Below are 18,384 nucleotides of genomic sequence, written 5' to 3' on the forward strand. Positions count from 1 at the left end.
CCCCTTGAAGACGACGAGGTTGATAGGTTCGGGGTGGAAGTGCCGCAAGGTATGGAGCTGACGAATACTAATCGGTCGAGGGCTTATCCAAGAATACCTTCACAAGGTGGAGAGAAGCGTTAAAGCTGACTCCGAATACATTGTGAGGAAACCGTGAAAAATATATAGCGTTGCTCGACGCTGCTTGTTTCGGATCTAGTTTTCAAGGAACAAACTAATTGTTCTTTATTCTCATGGAGAGATACCCAAGTGGCTATAAGGGGACCCTCTGCTAAGGGGTTAGACTGCGTAAGTGGTGCGAGGGTTCGAATCCCTCTCTCTCCGTAGTAAATTTCATGATATGGCGGCGTAGCTCAGCTGGCTAGAGCGTACGGTTCATACCCGTAAGGTCGGGGGTTCGATCCCCTCTGCCGCTACCATTACTAATTTTTAGTTGATTTTTTGTAAGAAAATGTGGTAAAATGTCATTTGTGTCACGCTAATATGGAGGCTTAGCTCAGCTGGGAGAGCATCTGCCTTACAAGCAGAGGGTCGGCGGTTCGATCCCGTCAGCCTCCACCATTTCTCTCTTAAAGTTAAGTATAGCTTAGCTGCTAATAACAGATACTTTACAGAGACAATTAAATATGCCGTTGTAGCTCAACTGGTAGAGCAACTGACTTGTAATCAGTAGGTTGGGGGTTCAAGTCCTCTCGACGGCACCATGTTATTTTTATCGCGGAGCCGTGGTGTAGTGGCCCAACATGCCTGCCTGTCACGCAGGAGACCGCGGGTTCGAATCCCGTCGGCTCCGCCATTAATAACTAATGATTTAATATAATTTAGGACAAGATATTATTACTACATATGGCTCGGTAGCTCAGTCGGTAGAGCAGAGGACTGAAAATCCTCGTGTCGGCGGTTCGATTCCGTCCCGAGCCACCATTGGATTTTTCCTGCTTATGCGGGGATAATCAAATATGGAGGCTTAGTGAAGTGGCTAAACACGGCAGACTGTAAATCTGCTCTCATCGAGTTCGGTGGTTCGAATCCATCAGCCTCCACCAAATATATGAGACATTAGCTCAGCTGGTAGAGCACCTGACTTTTAATCAGGGTGTCGTAGGTTCGAATCCTACATGTCTCATTTTAAATAAAAAGAGTCCTTAGGGGCTCTTTTTTCGTTGTATATGTTTCTTTTAAATGGAAATGGGTACTCATTAATTATTTTCGCCGAGTCCTTGAGTCCTTATAAGCGATCCTTAGTCCGCCGCAGCTGTAAAAAGGTAGCAGTTGGGCTTATTTGTGCATTTTGTCTTCGACCGACCTCATTTTTTGCGCCATACTGCCTTGTTTATCGCGCCTGTCGTCGATTTTAATGGATGTCGATACCCTTTCCGCACCATGGGTGAAGGGAACCTCGTGCAGTCGGCGTATGATTTGAAACAGGTCGTTCAGATCACCTTCAATAAGAGTGCTCATGGAGGTCATTTGATAATGAATCGGCTCCGCTGCTTGCTCTAAAACTTGTTGAATGTCGGCTACGTATTGACTTAAACTCGTTGATGCAGTACCGATGGGAATAATGGTTAATTCGATAATAGCCATGATGTTGCCTCCTCTACTTTCAGTGGATAAATATCTCTACCCATTGTAGCCTTCCTTACAGAGATGATCAAACGGCTGCAGTTAAACTAAGCCAAACGGTTGTAGAGCAGCCAAACAGCAATCCGGTTAGACTGGGTAAGTAAGTGATCCGTAAGGCATTATGGCTATCTCAGGTATGTATTCAGTCTTAGGCTCAGTTATTTGATTATAGGTACTTTGCAAATCGTCCACCGGCTCGAGACCGAGCAAACCCACTATCGGCCGCGGTAGTGAGGAATACAAATATATACGGTGCTTGGACAACACCTCATCCAAATGAAGCACCTTATGAGCGCCAAGAACGAATTGTTGTTTTAGCTTGGAAACCATGTGCTCACGACTTTTCATCGTTTCGATCCAATATTGGAAAATTCCGTTGCCAAACATCTCCGAACATTCTGCAATGAGAAGTATAGTTCCTCCTAATTTAGTAATGGAAGCAGCATTACGAAGCGATTTGATTGCTTGGTAGAGCTGTAAATCTTTTGGATGTCCTCCGGGAGAAACAACGACAACATCATAGGTTTTGTTTACTTTTACAAGAAAATGCTCTTTGGCTAAGGCTGCCCCGGCTTTATGGGCATCAATAACATGGCCTGCGGTTGCACCTATGACATGCCGATTATGATCGACCACTACATTGAGCAGGAAGTCGATTCCTATGAATTTCAGTGCTTCCTCCATGTCTCTATGGATAGGGTTATCCATGCAGCCCGCTTGGGTCTGGAACCTCATAGAGAGGCTGTGATTATGTTCGATACAGGCTTGAGATGCTATGCCCGGAACGAGGGCTTTGACGCCTCCTGAAATGCCCGCCATAGCATGAGGCTCGATATTGCCCATTACGATTCTTAGGTCAGCTTGGACAGCAAGCCGGTTAATCTCAATAGGAGTGCCGGCGGATGTAATACCAAGACGTATACAATCCTCATCTGATGAAGAATGATTATGAACACGTATGCGGCTAAATACTTCCTCACCAACCAATTGTCGCATTTCCTCCTTTGTATGCTTACGATGCAGACCCAAAGCGATGATAATATCTATTTCATCATCAAGGATTCCGCCTGCCCGGAGCTCCTGCAAGATTGGCGGCAGCATGATATAGCTTGGACACAGTCTTGTGCCATCACTGATTAGAATAACAGCATTGCGTTTTCCTACGGCTAGTTCATGGAGCTGCGGAGTCCCTATCGGCTTACTCAGGGCATCGCGGGTTTTTTTGACTGAAGCATCGTTATTGAGATCTTTAATGTTCCTATGATAGGAAATAACATCGGGGTGCTGTTTTTCCGGCAGACAAAGCTGCAGAGTAGTATTTCCATAGGGTATAGGATAAATAAGTATCTCCTCCAAATTAGTAATTATCGGTCAATATAATGAACAATTAAATTATTGCCATTAACACGGAAAATAACCTTGTTTGTATATATGTGGGAAAATGCAACGATCTATAGAATGACATTTTGGTAAATAAGGCAATCATTACAGCGGTAAGATATGGTTTGATCTTTTTAGTTGTATGGGGTGGAATAGCGGCAAAGGCAGGAAGGTACGCAAATACAGAATGTAGGTGCAGCAAGGGTTTATCCGTCATTTTTTGCTAATCAGAAAAGGTTGCGGGTTCATTTTTCAATGGATAACTCGTTAGATTTTATTGGGTCGTTTCCCAGCAGTTTAGGTATACAGGTAGATATTAAGCAATGCAAAAGGTTATTTTCCCATGGTAATCTAATGGCATAGAAACAGTGAAACCCAAACATGGGCAATATTATGAGGTTATAAAACACCCGCAACTACTAGAACTAAATGGAGGATTCAATTCATGGTAAAACGAACTTTTCTTCGCACAGCAGGATTAACCACTGTAATGACAGTTATGCTTACCGGGGCTATGGCCGGTTCTGCGTTCGCTGCTTATGATGATATGGATGCCGTCTCATTAAGCAAGGAATTGGTGGGTAAGGATTATACCAAGGGTGGGGAGTCGTTAAAAGGCGGCTTTGATGAATCGGGTTTAAACTATTACGTATACAAGATGCTTGATTATAAGATGCCCAGAGCATTAGCTGATCAGTTTAAAATGGACAAGCCTTTGATCCAATCATTTTCATCCATAAAAGAAGGAGATGTTTTGTTTTTTGGAAAAGGGACTAATCCTAGTTCTTCCGGAATTTATGTAGGCAATGATAAGATGATAATGGCATCCAGCAGTAAAGATAAAGTCGTTACCGTCAGTACACAATCTTACAAAAACCAATTTATCGGCGCTCGCCGCATACTTTCAGCGAATGATCAAAAACGAGTAATGCTCGTTCTCACCGCTCAAAAATACTTAGGCACCCCCTATGACTTTGGTGCAAAATACGGACAAACAAAAACCTTTGACTGCTCTTCCTTTATGAAATGGATCTATTCGAAGTACAATATTGATTTACCGCGTATTTCCAGAGATCAAGCCAAGGAAGGCAAGTTCGTTAGTAAAAGCGATCTGGATACAGGAGATCTTGTATTCTTTACAACGAAGGATTCAAAGGGAAAAATCGGACATGTCGGCATGTACATTGGCGACGGCATGATGATTCATACTTACGGTGAGGGCGGCGTCAAATATAGTACAATCGAAAGTGGCTGGTGGGACAGTCACTATGTTACAGCTCGAAGAGTTATTAATTAGAAGGAACGGAATCATCTCTATGCTTGATTGCATAAAGGTGATTTCTTTTGTTTTATACGGGACCATTTTTTGCTATGATTAGCAAGTAATATGATATTTGGTGCAAACTACAGATTAAATAAACATATGTTGGGAGTTCGGGTATGGACTGGTGGGAACCGTTAAGGCAGCAGCTGGAACACATTTTGAAGGGCCCTGTAAGGTTGTCTAAATGGACTTGGGAAGAATGGCAAATGCAAGCGGATGCAGAATCAAAGGATAAAGGCATCCTGCACAAAAGCTTGAATGTAGACAACAAGGTTTTATTTTTCGTTCATAAAGAAGGCCAGGAAGTTCAGGTGCTATCGGTAGAATCTAGCCTAATTACGCAGGTTGAACGTCAATTAGTGGAGCTTATGCTGGAATCGAGACGAACGCAGGATATGAAACCGTCCACTTCCACAAGCGAAGAAGAACGTAAAGCCAGTGCAGTGCGAGATTGGTTCAAGCAGCAGCAGGATCTTGGCCTTACTATTGCGGAAATGCCTGACACTCTGGTGTCGCAGCTTTCGCTGTATTCTACCAAAATACCACTGTTGTTATACGGTGATTATTCACAATCTCGGAGGGTAAGCTATCAAGAACTGAAGAAGCTGCTGGAATCGTTTTTTGATGCAGAAATGATATTAATTCCGTTAACGGATAAAGAATGGCTGATTCTTGGATCTGAGAAAATGATGTCGATTGACGCGGCAGATGATCGTGATTTCGGTGAAGAAGAAAGTATTGAGGATACGCTTGGAGCTATAGGCTTTGGCTTGCACGAAATGTTAGAGAATGAATGGGTTGGAGAATGTCATCTTGCAATCAACTATCCTATGATGCCTGCCAAGTCACTTTATACGACAGTGCTTCAGCTTAGAGAAACGATGATGCTTGGACGCACCTATCATTTGGGGAGTAATATGCACTTGCCCTGGATGCTGCAGCTGGAGAAGCTAATTAATCTGATCCCGGAGGGGGAGAAGACGAATTTCCTCGAGAGGGTCCTAAAACGGTTGGATGTTGCTTTGGACTCTGAAACGATGACGACATTGGAGCATTTTTTCCAATTGGACTGCAATGTTAGTGAAACCGCTAAGAAGCTGTATATTCACCGCAACACACTTTTATACCGGCTGGACAAGTTCAAGCAGGAGACTGGATTGGATGTTCGTACGTTCAATGATGCGGTATTGGTTAAGATTGCACTTCTATTGTACAAAGTAACGAAAAGAAAGTGATTTTTTTGTGAAGATTGTGCATAGTCACAAGTCTTAAGGTGAGGTAAGATAAATATATAAACTTGATAATAACTCGTAGGGGGAATAACCATGGCAGGTGTACGTTTAAACCACATCGTTAAAAGATATGCAGGTGCTGAAGAAGCAACAGTTAAAGATTTTCATCTTGAAGTCGCGGATAAAGAGTTTTTGGTTCTTGTAGGCGCATCCGGTTGCGGTAAGTCCACTACTCTTCGTATGATTGCTGGCTTGGAGGAAATCACTGAAGGCGAACTTTACATCGGCGACCGTTTGGTAAATGACGTAGCACCGAAAGATCGTGATATTGCGATGGTGTTCCAATCCTACGCTTTGTATCCACATATGAGCGTGTACCAAAACATGGCATTTGGTTTGAAACTTCGTAAATTCAAAAAAGCTGATATCGATGCTCGCGTTCGTGAAGCAGCTAAAATTCTTGATATTACTCACTTGCTGGATCGTAAGCCAAAAGCTCTTTCCGGTGGTCAGCGTCAACGTGTTGCCTTGGGTCGTGCGATTGTCCGTGAACCACAAGTTTTCTTGATGGACGAACCTCTTTCCAACTTGGACGCTAAACTTCGCGTACAGATGCGTGCTGAAATTAGTAAGCTTGCTAAACGTTTGGAAACAACTGTTATCTACGTAACGCATGACCAAACTGAAGCAATGACAATGGGCGATCGTATCGTAGTTATGGATAAAGGTATCATTCAACAAGCTGATACTCCTGAAGAAATTTACAACTTCCCGGTTAATATGTTCGTTGCAGGCTTCATTGGATCCCCATCCATGAACTTTGTTACTGGTGGATTTGCAGAACAAGGCGGCGGCTTGTATTTCAAAGCAAACGGCGTGAACGTAGAATTGCCAGAAGGTAAAGCAAAAATTATTCGTGAAAAAGGATACGTTGGCAAAGAAGTAATCATGGGTATTCGCCCTGAAGATCTTCACGAAGAGCCAGTATTCTTGGAAGCTTCACCAAACAGTGTTGTCAATGCTCACATTGAGGTTGCTGAGAACTTGGGTCACGAAATGTTCTTGTACCTGACAGGAATCGGCAAAAACAGCATCGTTGCTCGCGTAGACGGTCGTTCCGGTTTCAAAGAAAGCATGAACGTTAAGCTTGCAATCGATATGAACAAAGTTCACTTCTTCGATCAGGAAACTACATTGTCGATCTTGTTGAACGCTTAATCATAATTATGCGGGGCCAGTCATTTGACTGGCCCTTTTAATGTTTTCCCCCACCCAAACCCTCCCCGCCGGGAGGGCCCAAGGGCTACCGCCCTCTGGACACCCGTAAAAAGTTGGGGTAGGAGGAGAGTTGGTGCCTCAGATGAAATTGTAGAAGAAGGAACGCTTTCGTCTCTCTGGGACACGCTTCCAGTTGGCGAGCTCTAGCCCACCCAAATCTTCCATACGAGGAGGCTTTAAGGAATACTGCTCTTCTGAAATCTGGAATAATTGGGTTAGGAGGTAAGGATGCGTTTCATATGTTATTATAGGTGAAGGATTGTTTTCGTGATTTCCATTGAGGTGGGGAGACGAGTTTATACTTATTGTGATATTGTAGATGAAGGATTGATCGCATTCATCTTGTCCCCACCCAAACCCTCCCCGCCGGGAGGGCCCCAAGGGCTACCGCCCTCTGGACACCCGTAAAAGTTGGGTGGGAGACGAGTTTATACTTATTATGATATTGTAGATGAAGGATCGCTTTCGTCCCTTTGGGACACGCTTTCAGTTAGTGCTTTTACTAAGAGCAACAAGCTTAACGATCCGGTGAGCATAGTCCTGACTATTGGGGATAGTGGCTATAAGCAGGCTAATTGCCTTTATTTTCATATGCCGGAACATCTAAAGTAAAGCGTGTCCCGTAGGGACGGTAGCGATGTATGTAAATAGAAATTCTAGGGAGCACCACCGAACCTCAACCTCCAAGCCTTTAAAGGGTGTCCAGAGGGCGGAGCCCTTGGAGCCCTCCCGGCGGGGAGGGTTTGGGTGGGGAACTAAATGGGGAACTATAAGATTGGAAAATGAAGGAGACGGAACAACGATGTCAAAAAAAGTAAAAGTATCCGATCTTGTTGCTGAATTTCATTTAGAAGTGATATGCGGTGAAGGGGGCTTAAAACGTCCCATTACAACAGCCGACCTATATCGACCAGGCTTGGAGATGGCTGGCTATTACGAGTTCCATCCTACCGAGCGCGTGCAAATTCTAGGGAAAACAGAGCTCACCTTTTTTAATGGTTTATCGTCTGAAGAACGGCAGGACCGAATGAGCAGGCTGTGTGCACCTGTTGATACGCCATGTATTTTGATTAGCCGCGGCTATGAAGTGCCTGAAGAGTTAATAGAAGCAGCCAAAGAGCAGCAGCTGCCTGTCCTGCGTACGAAGATGGCGACGACGATACTTGCTAGTCGAATCACCGGCTTTCTTGAAAATAAACTGGCTCCTACGACCACGATTCATGGAGTTCTGGTTGATGTATATGGCATTGGTATGTTAATTTCAGGTACCAGTGGTATTGGTAAGAGTGAAACAGCGCTCGAATTGGTGAAAAGGGGACACCGGCTCATTGCTGATGATGCTGTGGAAATCCGTCAAACTGCGGATCATGTCCTTATAGGTAATGCGCCTGAGTTGATACGCCATTTATTAGAAATTCGTGGTGTGGGTATTATTAATGTGATGACATTATTCGGAGCAGGGGCAGTCCGTAATGTAAAGAAAATATCGGTTGTCGTCAAGCTCGAGACCTGGCAGCAGGATAAGCAATATGATCGGCTTGGGTTAGATGAAGAATTAACCCGTATTATTGAAACGGATATTCCTTTGGTCACTATACCTGTTCGCCCAGGTCGTAACTTGGCTGTCATTATCGAGGTGGCAGCGATGAATTATCGCCTTAAACGGATGGGATACAACGCAGCGCTGCAGTTTACAAATAAGCTGACCGAATCGTTAGCTGAAGATATGGACGACATGGAGTAAGCTTCGGATAGTATGGATTATTTTGAACATACATAAGGTATTGGAAAGGAGAAGCGGCATGTATTTAGCAATAAATCCGATCGCGTTTGGTATTGGTCCGCTGCAGGTGCATTGGTACGGTATTATATTGGGTACAGCGGCGCTGGTAGGGCTGCTGCTAGCTATTCAAGAAGGCAAACGGTTTGGAATGAATCCCGATTTTTTTATGGATCTGGTTTTGTTGGGAGTTCCCTCTGCGATTATCGGCGCACGGATCTATTATGTAGCTTTTAAATGGGAGGATTACAAAGACAATCTGCCTCAAGTGTTTGCGGTATGGAATGGCGGTATAGCTATATACGGAGCCTTGATAGGCGCAATATTGGCAGCTGTTTTTTATGTTCGCAGAAAAGGATATTCGTTTTGGCGCATTGTGGACGTGTGTGCTCCTGGTCTTATTGTTGGACAAGCGATAGGACGTTGGGGTAACTTTATGAATCAAGAAGCGCATGGCGGTCCGGTAAGTGAAGCCTTCCTGCGGAATTCACTGCATTTGCCCGATTTTATCGTAAATCAGATGTACATAGATGGACAATTCTATCATCCCACGTTTCTATATGAGTCGTTATGGAACATAGTTGGCTTGTTATTTCTATTCTGGTTGCGTAGAAGACCGTTTCTGCGAGCTGGGGAACTGTTCATGAGTTATTTCGTTTGGTACTCCATCGGGCGGTTTTTTATAGAGGCGTTTCGGACGGATAGTCTTGACTTCACAGGTCCTGCTTGGTTGGCGGCGTTGATGAATGGATTATGGGCTCCGATGCACTGGTTAGGTTTTGAGCAAGGCTTTATGACTTATGGCGGCAATGTGCGGATTTCACAGCTGTTGGCTGTGTTAATAGTAATAGCTGCATTTGCTTTAATGATCTATCGCAGAAAAAGCGGTGCCGCGGCAGAACGTTATGCTGATCCGATAGTTCCTATAGGCGGAGTAAAAGTCGAGGGAGAAGAGCCCGAAGCAGCGACGGAAGGCAAAAGCGAGAGTAACGTAGTGGAAGCCCCGGCAGATAAGGAAGAAACGGTTAAGCCGGAAGAAAAACTTCTATAATATAGTAAATAGAGACAGCATGATAAAGGAGTAGAGAGCATGATTCACACTGTTTTATTTGATTTAGATGGAACCATTATCGATACGAATGAGCTGATTATTCAATCTTTTCTGCATACATTCGATGGCATTACACCAGAGCCAGTTACTAGAGAACACATCATCCCCAATATGGGGCGGTCGCTTGTGGATCAAATGAAGTTTTTCTCCGGCAAGGACGAAGTTGAGGACCTCATTCTCAAATATCGTACCTTCAATATTGAAAAGCACGATCAGCTAGTTACAGAGTTTCAGGGAGTGCGGGAAACATTAGGAAAGCTGCATGCTGCTGGAATTAAAATGGGTATAGTGACCAGTAAAGTGCGCATTACTTCAGAAATGGGATTGAAGCTTTGCGGGTTGTATGATTATTTTGATACCATTGTGACGGTGCAGGACGTAGAGAAGCCGAAGCCGGATCCCGAAGGCATCCGTAAAGCTCTCAAGGAATTAGGCTCAGAAGCCGAGGGTGCGGCAATGGTAGGCGATAGTCATTACGATATCGAAGCGGCCCACAATGCTGGACTTCCTTCGATTGCTGTTGCCTGGTCGCTCAAAGGCTTGGATTATTTGAATCAGTACAATCCCACTTATATCATTAACGATATCCGGGAGCTGCTCCCGATCGTTGGAGTAGAGGAGATGTAGCTTGAGAAAGACGGACAAGTATCCGGTAGAAGGGCCGAACTCACTATGGCAGATGTATCGTACGGTCAGCAGGTGGAAGGCGGTCAAAAATTTCATATTCATTCAAATTTCACGGTATGCCCCCTCTTTACCCTTGAAGCGCTGGATTTATCGCAGCGTGTTAGGGATGAAGGTGGGAGAGCATACCTCCTTTGCTTTAATGGTGATGGTGGATGTGTTTTTCCCTGAGCGGATTGAAGTGGGGGAGAACACCATTATTGGGTATAATACAACGATCCTAACGCATGAGTATCTGATCAAGGAATATCGGATTGGTACAGTCCACATTGGTTCCCACGTGATGGTGGGAGCTAACACGACTATTTTACCTGGAGTAACTATAGGAGATCATGCTGTAATTGGAGCGGGCTCTGTAGTACATAAAGACGTAGCCCCGTACAGTTTTGTTGCAGGCAATCCTATGAGGGTAATTAGGGAAGATGTGCGGTTAACTGAGAGGGTAAACGAAGTGGAAGGTTAATCATAAGAGTTAGGAGAAAAAGAGGCGTGTGAATCATGGGGGCGTCATGGCACACTACATGATGGTTGTGGCATCTGTGACTCCCCTAAAATTGCGTAACTGCTCCAACTGATAAAGCTGGTTCGATATTGTCTTCCCCTGTGACCTAGGATCGATGTGATATGTTCACAGGGAAAGTAATCGGGCGACATTTCCTCAGCAAAATGATTAACAAAAATAAGTTGTCAAATACAGGAACAGTATTGTATAATCAAAAAAAGGAAAGCGCTTAACCTGATTTCTTTTTTATTAACCTATAACGAAGAGACTGAGATTAGTTTTGAGACAAGTCGAATGCGCTGCCTAAGCAACTTGCCAAAGTGCATACATTTCGAGGTAAATTAGAATAAGGAACAGCTAAGTGATTACAGAAGTGGGGGGATCGATTGAGTTATACAATTATAGATGTCGCCAATATTGCAAACGTTTCCAAGTCTACGGTTTCACGAGTCATTTCAGGTAAGGGCTATACGAGTCCGGAAACTCGTGAGAAAGTGATGAATGCCATTCAAGAGTTACAATATAAGCCAAATGCGGTGGCCAGAGCCATGGTGTCACATCGAACGTATAATATCGGAGTCATCATTTACCGGAAGGACTATCCGATTGTGTCGCATCCTATTTACGGGAAGATACTTGATTCGATATTGGCAGCTGCAGAAAGTCTTAATTATTCCGTATTTGTATCGACAGATAAAGAAATGTCTCTGCGTTCTGCGGATTATATGCTGGAAAAGAGAGTAGATGGACTCGTCTTAGTCAGCCGACTTAGCCAGGAAATGATAGGCTACATCGACGGCTTTGATATTCCTTATTTGATGGTAAACGGTACTGCGGAAAATAATAATGTGATTCAACTAGTCAATAATGATCGAAAAGGCGGAAGGATGGCTGCAGATCATTTATATGAACAAGGTCACAGACATTTTGGTGTCATAGCTGGACCACAGGAGCACCGGAGTCATCATCTGCGTTACGAAGGCTTCTATGAACGCTTGCGCGAACGTGGCTGCGAAATTTCCAATGAACATATTTATTTTTCTCCAACGTCTTTGTTTGATGATGGCTGCAAAGGTTTATATTCGATATGGGAACGTTCCCACAGGAATAACTTGTATCCCACAGCTATTTTTGCAACAAACGATATGCTGGCACTTGGGGCAATAAGGGCGATTATGGAAAAAGGCTTGCGGATTCCGCAACATATTTCGATTGTGGGATCGGATAATATTGATTTTGCAAGTCTTTCGAACCCGCCGTTAACTACGATCCACACGGAAAAAGAAAAGATGGGGCAAGATTCGGTCTTCATGTTGAATCGCTTGATACAAAAGCTCGAAATTAATCCGGTTCAAATTGAATATGAACCCAAATTGATTATACGTGGAACGACGGGGCCTATCGGTAGCGACTTGTAGCCGAACCTGAAGAAAGTTTTTATAAAAAGGAGATAAGACATTATGCAAAGCCAAGCATACCGGCATAAAGGCAGTTCAATGATCTGGTATTTATTCCTGCTTCCTACCTTACTCGGCATCCTGTTGTTTATGGTTTACCCCGTTTTCGAATCATTTCGATTGAGTCTTTATGTTTCCGGGGGAGCAGTTGAAACATGGGCGGGAATTGATAATTATAAGTCCGTTCTAAGTTCCAATGTATTTTGGAAAGCGGTATTCAACACTTTTTATATGGGATTTTTTCAGCTTCTACTGACCATTCCGTTCGGATTTATTTTGGCCTCGCTCATCAGCGAGCTTAAATGGGGAAAAAATTTGTTTAAGATTTTGCTGTTTATCCCCTATATAACATCTGTTGTAGCGGCTTCGATGCTTTTCCTGTTTGTACTGCATCCGGAGTTTGGCTTGCTTAATTATTTTCTCTCCATGCTGGGACTTCCGACCTCCGTTTGGCTGGCTGAACCGTCAAGTGCGCGTTGGGGAGCAATTTTGCTTGGCTCGTGGCATTGGCTGGGCTTTGTAGTCATTATATTCCTCGCAAACTTGCAAGCGATTTCAGAGGATATATACGAAGCAGGAGCAATTGATGGAGCTACGGGCATTCAAAAGTGGCTATATATTACAATTCCCAATATGTACGGGACGTTCTCCTTTCTGATTGTGATCGGCTGGATTTCTGGTCTGCAGCGATTTACAGACGTTTATCTGCTGGGTGGACTTCAAGGCAGCCCGGCCCGATCTCTTCATACGATTGTCGGATTTATTTATGAAAGAGGCTTTGGGGGCACGGAATATGGTATAGCTTCAGCCGCAGCCTACGTCCTGTTTGCTATCATTCTGTTCTTCACCATGCTGAATCTTAAGCTTACGAAGATGAAAATATAACGGAAGAGGAAAATGTCATGAAAACAACAAGCATACTATCAAGAAAACCGTCCCCGATTGAAATCATTATCTTTGTTGCCCTTCTTGCCCTGAGTGTGATCATGATCTCTCCATTTCTATGGATGCTCAGCATTGGCTTTGAACGGACGGCTAACCTGCAGCCACCGTTTCCGCCATCCTTTTTCCCGAAACAGCCCTCCATCTTTAACTATGAGCTCGTATTGGAAAATGCAACTCTCTTTAAATCCTATTTAAACTCCGGCTTTGTGGCCGTCTGCGCTGTTTGTTTGAGCGTCGCTAGCTCCCTTCTGGCGGGGTATGCCTTTTCGAAGGGCCAGTTTCGCGGGAAAAAAGTGCTGTTTCTCGTTGTGCTAGGTACGATGATGATCCCAATGGAAACAAGACTAATTCCTTTATTCACAATGTTCAATAAATTTGGATTGATTAATACCTATGTGCCATTAATTGCACCCGCTATTTTGTACGGCTTTGGGATTTTGTTATCCAAGCAGTATTTCGACCAGCTTCCTGACAGCCTGAGAGAGGCTGCGCAGATTGACGGTTCGAGTGAAAAGAGAACTTTTTTTCAAATTTATTTGCCGCTCACGGGCCCGATTACTGCAACATTGGCGATCTTATCCTTTCTGGATAGCTGGAATGCGTTTCTGTGGCCGCTTGTAGTAATTAACGATCATGCATTAAGAACGATTCCGTTATTTCTCGCCAGCTTCTCGTTCGAGAATGGGACGCGTTTGGGCGGTCTTACGATGGCACTTGCCACTGCAAGTATTTTACCGATCGTTGTTATGTTCCTATTCTTGCAGAAATATATCATACGCAGCATCGCATTAAGTGGACTGAAGGGAGAGTGAGCTAATTGTACAGCGGTTATAGGCCGCGCAGAGTAGAACGGTAAGGAGCAAGGTTTCAGAAAAAAATAATACATATCAGGGAAGGGTGCTAAGAATGATAAAAAATAAAACGAAAAAATGGATGGTATCCGCTGTTCTGCTTAACGTATTCGCGATGCAATTAATTGTGGGGTGCAGCAGTAAGGCTGACACTAAACCAGCGGTAGTGAGCGACTCATCAGCTAAGGTTTCAGATAAAAAGTGGTCGGGTACACTCAAGGTGCAGTTAATCGGGGACTTCAGCATGGATGACAAAACGAATCCTCTCTCAGGTAAAAAGGTTAAGGGAGTATCCGTGCTGAAAAAAGAGTTTGAGCGTCTTTATCCAGGGGCTACTATTGAGTTTATTCTGCTAGGCTGGGACGGCTACGTCCAAAAAACGGATGCGATGCTCAATTCCAAAGGAGCGGATGTATTCCAGGTACCGGGAATTGCGAACTTGGCGAGCCAGGATTTGCTGGAGCCACTGGCACCTTATATTGAGAAGGATAAATTTGATCTCGGCATTTTCATCGATAATCAGGTTGAAGGCTGGAAGGCGATGGGACCTAAAGATAAAGATTTGCAAATATATGGCCTTCCTTTTATTGGGGACACACGGGTTATCGCTTATGACAAAAAGATCTTTAAGGAATGGGGCGTAGAGGAGCTGTCGAAAAATCCGACTCCGGAGGAAATATTGGAGAAAGCCAAAAAAATGACGGGTATCAATCCTAAAACCGGAAAGCAAAACTACGGAGCCTTCTATGCAGGAGCAGATGCGGCGGATTCGGTTATGAATGCGGCTGAAGCGTATGGCGGCAGCTGGGGGAAAGGATTTCTTTTTAAAGGAATGGAAGTGAACTTTAATTCTCCAGAGATGCTAAAAGGGCTTAAATGGATGAATGAGCTGAATACCTTGGCACCTAAGGGAGCACTTGTAAAACAGGGCGGAGAGAAATGGGGAACGGCCAATAATGATATTGCCATTCATATCCGTGTACAGCCGATTTTTGTCGATCAGATTTATGCGGCCGGCCTACAGGATCAGTATGGCGTTGCCCCATTATTTATCAATAAAGAGAAGAAGATGGGCGGCATGTTCGCGGGGAGTCCTTACTCGATCGCCAAGAGCAGTGCAAACAAAGAGCTTTCTTGGGAGTTTCTGAAGTTCAGTGTAAGCGACTTCTTCCAGAAATATATGTGGGAAGAACAAAGCTCTCAATTTCTACCGGTAATCAAGTCAGCAGCGAAGTTTGAAAGCTTGCAAAAAAATCCGCATGCGGTGATTGAACTGGAATCGATGGGCAAGCTTTGGGCGCCTCGATATCCTTATCGTTCGGGCCAGCCTCGTTATATTTTATCGGAGTCTGTAGAAGAAGGAATGCTTGGCAAATCATCACTTGAAGCGGCTTTGGAGAAAGCTCAAAAAGAATCGACAGCATGGCTCGCAGCACAAAAATAATTCCGTACGAAGGTGGAATCATGAATCAATTACTGGAAATCGAGGAAAAGCTGACGTCTGAGCAGAACCAGACTCATATCACCTATTTATTTGATGTATCCGATTCATGCCCCAAGCTGAATATCGACTTCAGCTACTTTCCGAAAAGCTTGGACAATGAAGCTTTATCCAAAGAGATCATCGGCCAAAGCTTGCTGAAATATAGCGATGGCAATGATCCGGTAATGGAAGAAGGCTGGAGAAGATTTCTTCCGTTGAAAAATTTGATTACGGTTTCCGTCGATGATCCGAATGGGTTTCGGGGAGCATGCCACCGGCAAGATTCAACGCAACATTTGTTTCTTGCTACAGGTGCTGCTTCTCCCGGCCTTATGCCGGGGCCGCTCACGGCAGGACAATGGTCCTTCACGTTGAGTATTCACGCGCTCGTTACAGAAACTTGCAGCTACAAGCTGTCCGTGTGGGAAGGGGATGAGGTGCTATGAAGCAATGGCTTCCTTATGAACTGCATACCCACACGTTTCACAGTGATGGCGAACATTCTCTGCTTGAGCTTGCGCGAAGCGCCAAGGAGCTTGGTTTATTCGGGATTGCAATGACCGACCACAACACAATGTCACCCCTCTTGGAGAGGGAGCAAATCCAGTCTGAAACACAGCTGCAAATTATTAGGGGCATGGAGTGGACAACCTTCTTTGGCCATATGCTTGCTATTGGGATTACTGATTATGTGGACTGGAGAGACCTGGGGATCAAGGATATACATAAAGGAATTGAACGAGTGCACAAGCAAGGCGGCATCGTTGGCATTGCGCATCCTTACCGTGTTGGAAGTCCTTTGTGCACTGGCTGCTATTGGGAATATGAAATAGCCGATTGGGATGACATCGATTATATTGAAGTCTGGTCTTATACGTTCCCCTCTATTATGAACAGCAATCAAAGAGCCTTCCAGCTATGGACGGATCGGTTAAACCAAGGGCATAGGATAGCGGCTGTCTGCGGTAGAGATTGGCATGTTTCCTCGGTAAAAATAACGGAGCCCATTGCGGTTACATATTTAGGTTTGGAACAAAGCAGGGATTCAGCACTGGATCCTACAGAGGTAGAAAAGCTGGCTGTCGATGCGATTAGAGAGGGAGCAGTTAGTGTAACAATGGGACCCCGGTTGGAATGTACCCTTCTAATCGAACCATCGGGATCTGTTTATGGAATCGGTTCTGTAGTAAAAGTAACTGAGGCTGCGAGCACAGCTGTGGCCAAGGTAGAGGTTGACTTCTCCCAAAGGGCGGAGCATTGGCGGCTGGATGATCAAGAATTGAAGGTGCGTCTTGTGAGTAATAAAGGAGCTGTTGGGGAACTCAAGGTGTCCCGGGGGGCTTCAACAGCTTCATGCGGGGTTGATATGGAAGGATTGATATGGCTTCGGGCAGAGCTGCATGGGGCGTTTCATAACAGCATAACGATGATTGCGTTTACCAATCCGTTCTATTTTCAACACGATAATTAATTTCTGGAGGGAATGAAGATGGACAAATCGTCGGCTCCTAAGATTGCTGCGCATACAGGGTGCGGGATTGCACCGGACAATACTTTGGAAAGCTTTATGGAGGGAATTAGGCTCGGGGCAGATATTGTAGAGGTCGATTTGAGAGTTACCAAGGACGGCATAATCGTTTTACTCCATGATGACTCCCCCTTGCTTCACGAATCTACCTATGAACAGCTGAATCAGCCAGAGATAAGGGTGAAAGTCAGCCCTATATATGAGAAATACGAAATTGTAAGGCTGAGTGACATCCTCCAAATAGCTAAACAACACGAAGTAAAGCTGAATTTGGATATAAAAACGCCTGCTGCCATTGAACCTGCCATTCAACTGGTGAAACAATATGAAGCGGAGGATCAAGTTTTCATTACAGGCTGCAGCGAAGGCATCACCTCTCGTCATCATGATATTCAGGTTGTATTCAACACGCCAAATGAGTTTTCTGCGGAAGAGAGAAACAACTATTCGCTGTATGCGGAAAAAGTATGCAAAGAAGCCGTGAGTGGCTCTTATTATGGTCTGAATATGAATTATGAAACATGCCGTCAGGAAGTAGTGGATATGGCCCATGCATCCGGTCTTGCGGTATGGGTGTACACGGTGAACGACACTGACGCAATGCGGAGATTTGTGCAAATAGGGGTAGATGTAATTACTACAAGAGCAGTTACAGAACTGGCCGGATTAACAAGGTAAGGATTGCTGATGCAAAAGAGGACTACGGGTAACCATGCCGTGTAGTCCTTTTTTAAATATAAGAGGGGGTTTAAGTTTTTTACAGCACTTTAAAGTGGAAATGCCCTTTCTGATGTTGCGTAAGTTATGGAGTGAGAATAGGTGCTCAAAGGTTGCTTTCAGTATACAGGAGACACAGGAAACACTTACGGCTGTCGGATGGAAATCCTCCCGTTAATCTAGCCCGGATATCGTTTGAAAGCAAGATAACTGGACAAACTCCTGTTAATCTGAGTGACAGGGACGATATCAACCAAAATACGTAGAATTAGCAGGAGAAATTCCAGTTATTGGCTTGGAACGCTATGTTTGGGAGAAAATAACGTGACATTTTCCTGTTAATTGCGTGGGATTCGATGGACTGCCATGCCATGCTGGTTACGAACCCCGAACCCCGAACCCCGAACCCCGAACCCCGAACCCCGAACCCCGAACCCCGAACCCCGAACCCCGAACCCCGAACCCCGAACCCCGAACCCCGAACCC

16 protein-coding genes, 8 tRNA genes and 1 rRNA gene are annotated in these 18,384 nt (G+C 44.5%); 23 read left to right on the forward strand and 2 right to left on the reverse strand.

The window, feature by feature from the left end; all coding sequences use genetic code 11:
• The 9 genes from ACFQ0C_RS24315 to ACFQ0C_RS24355 form a co-directional block, all read left to right on the forward strand.
• Positions 1 to 91: ribosomal RNA gene (locus ACFQ0C_RS24315) — 23S ribosomal RNA — on the forward strand; the annotation flags it as partial.
• A 144-nt stretch (positions 92 to 235) separates the two neighbouring features.
• Positions 236 to 324 (forward strand) — tRNA-Ser (locus ACFQ0C_RS24320).
• Between the two features lie 18 nt (positions 325 to 342).
• A tRNA-Met gene (locus tag ACFQ0C_RS24325) sits at positions 343 to 419 on the forward strand.
• A gap of 66 nt (positions 420 to 485) precedes the next feature.
• Positions 486 to 561: transfer RNA gene (locus ACFQ0C_RS24330), tRNA-Val, on the forward strand.
• 67 nt (positions 562 to 628) lie between these two features.
• A tRNA-Thr gene (locus ACFQ0C_RS24335) sits at positions 629 to 704 on the forward strand.
• A gap of 15 nt (positions 705 to 719) precedes the next feature.
• Positions 720 to 796, forward strand: a tRNA-Asp gene (locus ACFQ0C_RS24340).
• A 52-nt stretch (positions 797 to 848) separates the two neighbouring features.
• A tRNA-Phe gene (locus ACFQ0C_RS24345) sits at positions 849 to 924 on the forward strand.
• A 37-nt stretch (positions 925 to 961) separates the two neighbouring features.
• Positions 962 to 1,046 (forward strand) — tRNA-Tyr (locus tag ACFQ0C_RS24350).
• A gap of 7 nt (positions 1,047 to 1,053) precedes the next feature.
• Positions 1,054 to 1,126, forward strand: a tRNA-Lys gene (locus tag ACFQ0C_RS24355).
• Positions 1,127 to 1,278: 152 nt separating this feature from the next.
• Here the strand turns inward: ACFQ0C_RS24355 and ACFQ0C_RS24360 are convergent.
• Together ACFQ0C_RS24360 and ACFQ0C_RS24365 are read right to left on the reverse strand one after the other, a co-directional pair.
• On the reverse strand, positions 1,279 to 1,587 hold the full coding sequence (locus ACFQ0C_RS24360; RefSeq protein ID WP_379370425.1) for an MTH1187 family thiamine-binding protein: 309 nt from the start codon (positions 1,585 to 1,587) through the stop codon (positions 1,279 to 1,281).
• Positions 1,588 to 1,713: 126 nt separating this feature from the next.
• The gene (locus tag ACFQ0C_RS24365; protein ID WP_379370427.1) at positions 1,714 to 2,982 is read right to left on the reverse strand and encodes a nickel-dependent lactate racemase family protein; all 1,269 of its coding nucleotides are present in this window, start codon (positions 2,980 to 2,982) and stop codon (positions 1,714 to 1,716) included.
• Positions 2,983 to 3,451: 469 nt separating this feature from the next.
• Here ACFQ0C_RS24365 and ACFQ0C_RS24370 point away from each other — a divergent pair, with 469 nt between their 5' ends.
• The 14 genes from ACFQ0C_RS24370 (at position 3,452) to ACFQ0C_RS24435 (ending at position 17,859) form a co-directional block, all read left to right on the forward strand.
• A complete protein-coding gene (locus ACFQ0C_RS24370) occupies positions 3,452 to 4,303 on the forward strand; it encodes a C40 family peptidase (RefSeq protein ID WP_379370429.1) in 852 nt (283 codons plus the stop codon).
• 143 nt (positions 4,304 to 4,446) lie between these two features.
• Positions 4,447 to 5,565, forward strand: a complete 1,119-nt coding sequence (locus tag ACFQ0C_RS24375) for a PucR family transcriptional regulator (protein ID WP_379370431.1) — start codon at positions 4,447 to 4,449, stop codon at positions 5,563 to 5,565.
• A 90-nt stretch (positions 5,566 to 5,655) separates the two neighbouring features.
• Complete coding sequence (locus ACFQ0C_RS24380; RefSeq protein WP_379370433.1) at positions 5,656 to 6,780, forward strand: ABC transporter ATP-binding protein; 1,125 nt, start codon at positions 5,656 to 5,658, stop codon at positions 6,778 to 6,780.
• 862 nt (positions 6,781 to 7,642) lie between these two features.
• Positions 7,643 to 8,584 carry an HPr(Ser) kinase/phosphatase gene (gene hprK / locus ACFQ0C_RS24385; protein WP_258217788.1) on the forward strand — a complete coding sequence of 314 codons (942 nt, stop codon included), beginning with the start codon at positions 7,643 to 7,645 and terminating at the stop codon, positions 8,582 to 8,584.
• A gap of 58 nt (positions 8,585 to 8,642) precedes the next feature.
• Entirely contained in the window at positions 8,643 to 9,671 is a 1,029-nt protein-coding gene (gene lgt / locus ACFQ0C_RS24390; protein ID WP_379370435.1) for a prolipoprotein diacylglyceryl transferase, read from the forward strand.
• Between the two features lie 39 nt (positions 9,672 to 9,710).
• Positions 9,711 to 10,358 (forward strand): pyrophosphatase PpaX, encoded by a 648-nt coding sequence (ppaX, locus tag ACFQ0C_RS24395; RefSeq protein ID WP_379370437.1) that lies wholly within the window; start codon positions 9,711 to 9,713, stop codon positions 10,356 to 10,358.
• A gap of 1 nt (position 10,359) precedes the next feature.
• Positions 10,360 to 10,878, forward strand: coding sequence for an acyltransferase (locus ACFQ0C_RS24400; RefSeq protein ID WP_379370439.1), 519 nt, complete (start codon positions 10,360 to 10,362; stop codon positions 10,876 to 10,878).
• Positions 10,879 to 11,303: 425 nt separating this feature from the next.
• Positions 11,304 to 12,335: a LacI family DNA-binding transcriptional regulator gene (locus ACFQ0C_RS24405; protein WP_379370441.1), complete on the forward strand. Its 1,032-nt coding sequence runs from the start codon at positions 11,304 to 11,306 to the stop codon at positions 12,333 to 12,335.
• A gap of 42 nt (positions 12,336 to 12,377) precedes the next feature.
• Complete coding sequence (locus ACFQ0C_RS24410) at positions 12,378 to 13,259, forward strand: carbohydrate ABC transporter permease (RefSeq protein ID WP_379370444.1); 882 nt, start codon at positions 12,378 to 12,380, stop codon at positions 13,257 to 13,259.
• A 17-nt stretch (positions 13,260 to 13,276) separates the two neighbouring features.
• Positions 13,277 to 14,131, forward strand: a complete 855-nt coding sequence (locus tag ACFQ0C_RS24415) for a carbohydrate ABC transporter permease (protein WP_379370446.1) — start codon at positions 13,277 to 13,279, stop codon at positions 14,129 to 14,131.
• A 94-nt stretch (positions 14,132 to 14,225) separates the two neighbouring features.
• On the forward strand, positions 14,226 to 15,614 hold the full coding sequence (locus ACFQ0C_RS24420; RefSeq protein WP_379370448.1) for an extracellular solute-binding protein: 1,389 nt from the start codon (positions 14,226 to 14,228) through the stop codon (positions 15,612 to 15,614).
• A gap of 20 nt (positions 15,615 to 15,634) precedes the next feature.
• Complete coding sequence (locus ACFQ0C_RS24425; protein WP_379370450.1) at positions 15,635 to 16,099, forward strand: hypothetical protein; 465 nt, start codon at positions 15,635 to 15,637, stop codon at positions 16,097 to 16,099.
• Complete coding sequence (locus ACFQ0C_RS24430; protein ID WP_379370452.1) at positions 16,096 to 17,124, forward strand: CehA/McbA family metallohydrolase; 1,029 nt, start codon at positions 16,096 to 16,098, stop codon at positions 17,122 to 17,124. Before ACFQ0C_RS24425 ends, ACFQ0C_RS24430 begins: the two co-directional genes overlap by 4 nt.
• 18 nt (positions 17,125 to 17,142) lie before the next feature.
• Positions 17,143 to 17,859 carry a glycerophosphodiester phosphodiesterase gene (locus ACFQ0C_RS24435; RefSeq protein WP_379370454.1) on the forward strand — a complete coding sequence of 239 codons (717 nt, stop codon included), beginning with the start codon at positions 17,143 to 17,145 and terminating at the stop codon, positions 17,857 to 17,859.
• Positions 17,860 to 18,384: the final 525 nt, after the last annotated feature.

The sequence above is a fragment of the Paenibacillus sp. GCM10027630 genome (assembly GCF_042676305.1).
Lineage (GTDB): Bacteria > Bacillota > Bacilli > Paenibacillales > NBRC-103111 > Paenibacillus_S.

Bases quoted from the DNA above. Each gene is read 5' to 3' on its own strand.
- ppaX (WP_379370437.1), top strand. From the start codon at position 9,711: ATGATTCACACTGTTTTATTTGATTTAGATGGAACCATTATCGATACG.
- ACFQ0C_RS24380 (WP_379370433.1), top strand. From the start codon at position 5,656: ATGGCAGGTGTACGTTTAAACCACATCGTTAAAAGATATGCAGGTGCT.
- ACFQ0C_RS24410 (WP_379370444.1), top strand. From the start codon at position 12,378: ATGCAAAGCCAAGCATACCGGCATAAAGGCAGTTCAATGATCTGGTAT.
- hprK (WP_258217788.1), top strand. From the start codon at position 7,643: ATGTCAAAAAAAGTAAAAGTATCCGATCTTGTTGCTGAATTTCATTTA.
- ACFQ0C_RS24435 (WP_379370454.1), top strand. From the start codon at position 17,143: ATGGACAAATCGTCGGCTCCTAAGATTGCTGCGCATACAGGGTGCGGG.
- ACFQ0C_RS24420 (WP_379370448.1), top strand. From the start codon at position 14,226: ATGATAAAAAATAAAACGAAAAAATGGATGGTATCCGCTGTTCTGCTT.
- lgt (WP_379370435.1), top strand. From the start codon at position 8,643: ATGTATTTAGCAATAAATCCGATCGCGTTTGGTATTGGTCCGCTGCAG.
- ACFQ0C_RS24375 (WP_379370431.1), top strand. From the start codon at position 4,447: ATGGACTGGTGGGAACCGTTAAGGCAGCAGCTGGAACACATTTTGAAG.
- ACFQ0C_RS24430 (WP_379370452.1), top strand. From the start codon at position 16,096: ATGAAGCAATGGCTTCCTTATGAACTGCATACCCACACGTTTCACAGT.
- ACFQ0C_RS24415 (WP_379370446.1), top strand. From the start codon at position 13,277: ATGAAAACAACAAGCATACTATCAAGAAAACCGTCCCCGATTGAAATC.
- ACFQ0C_RS24370 (WP_379370429.1), top strand. From the start codon at position 3,452: ATGGTAAAACGAACTTTTCTTCGCACAGCAGGATTAACCACTGTAATG.
- ACFQ0C_RS24425 (WP_379370450.1), top strand. From the start codon at position 15,635: ATGAATCAATTACTGGAAATCGAGGAAAAGCTGACGTCTGAGCAGAAC.
- ACFQ0C_RS24360 (WP_379370425.1), bottom strand. From the start codon at position 1,587: ATGGCTATTATCGAATTAACCATTATTCCCATCGGTACTGCATCAACG.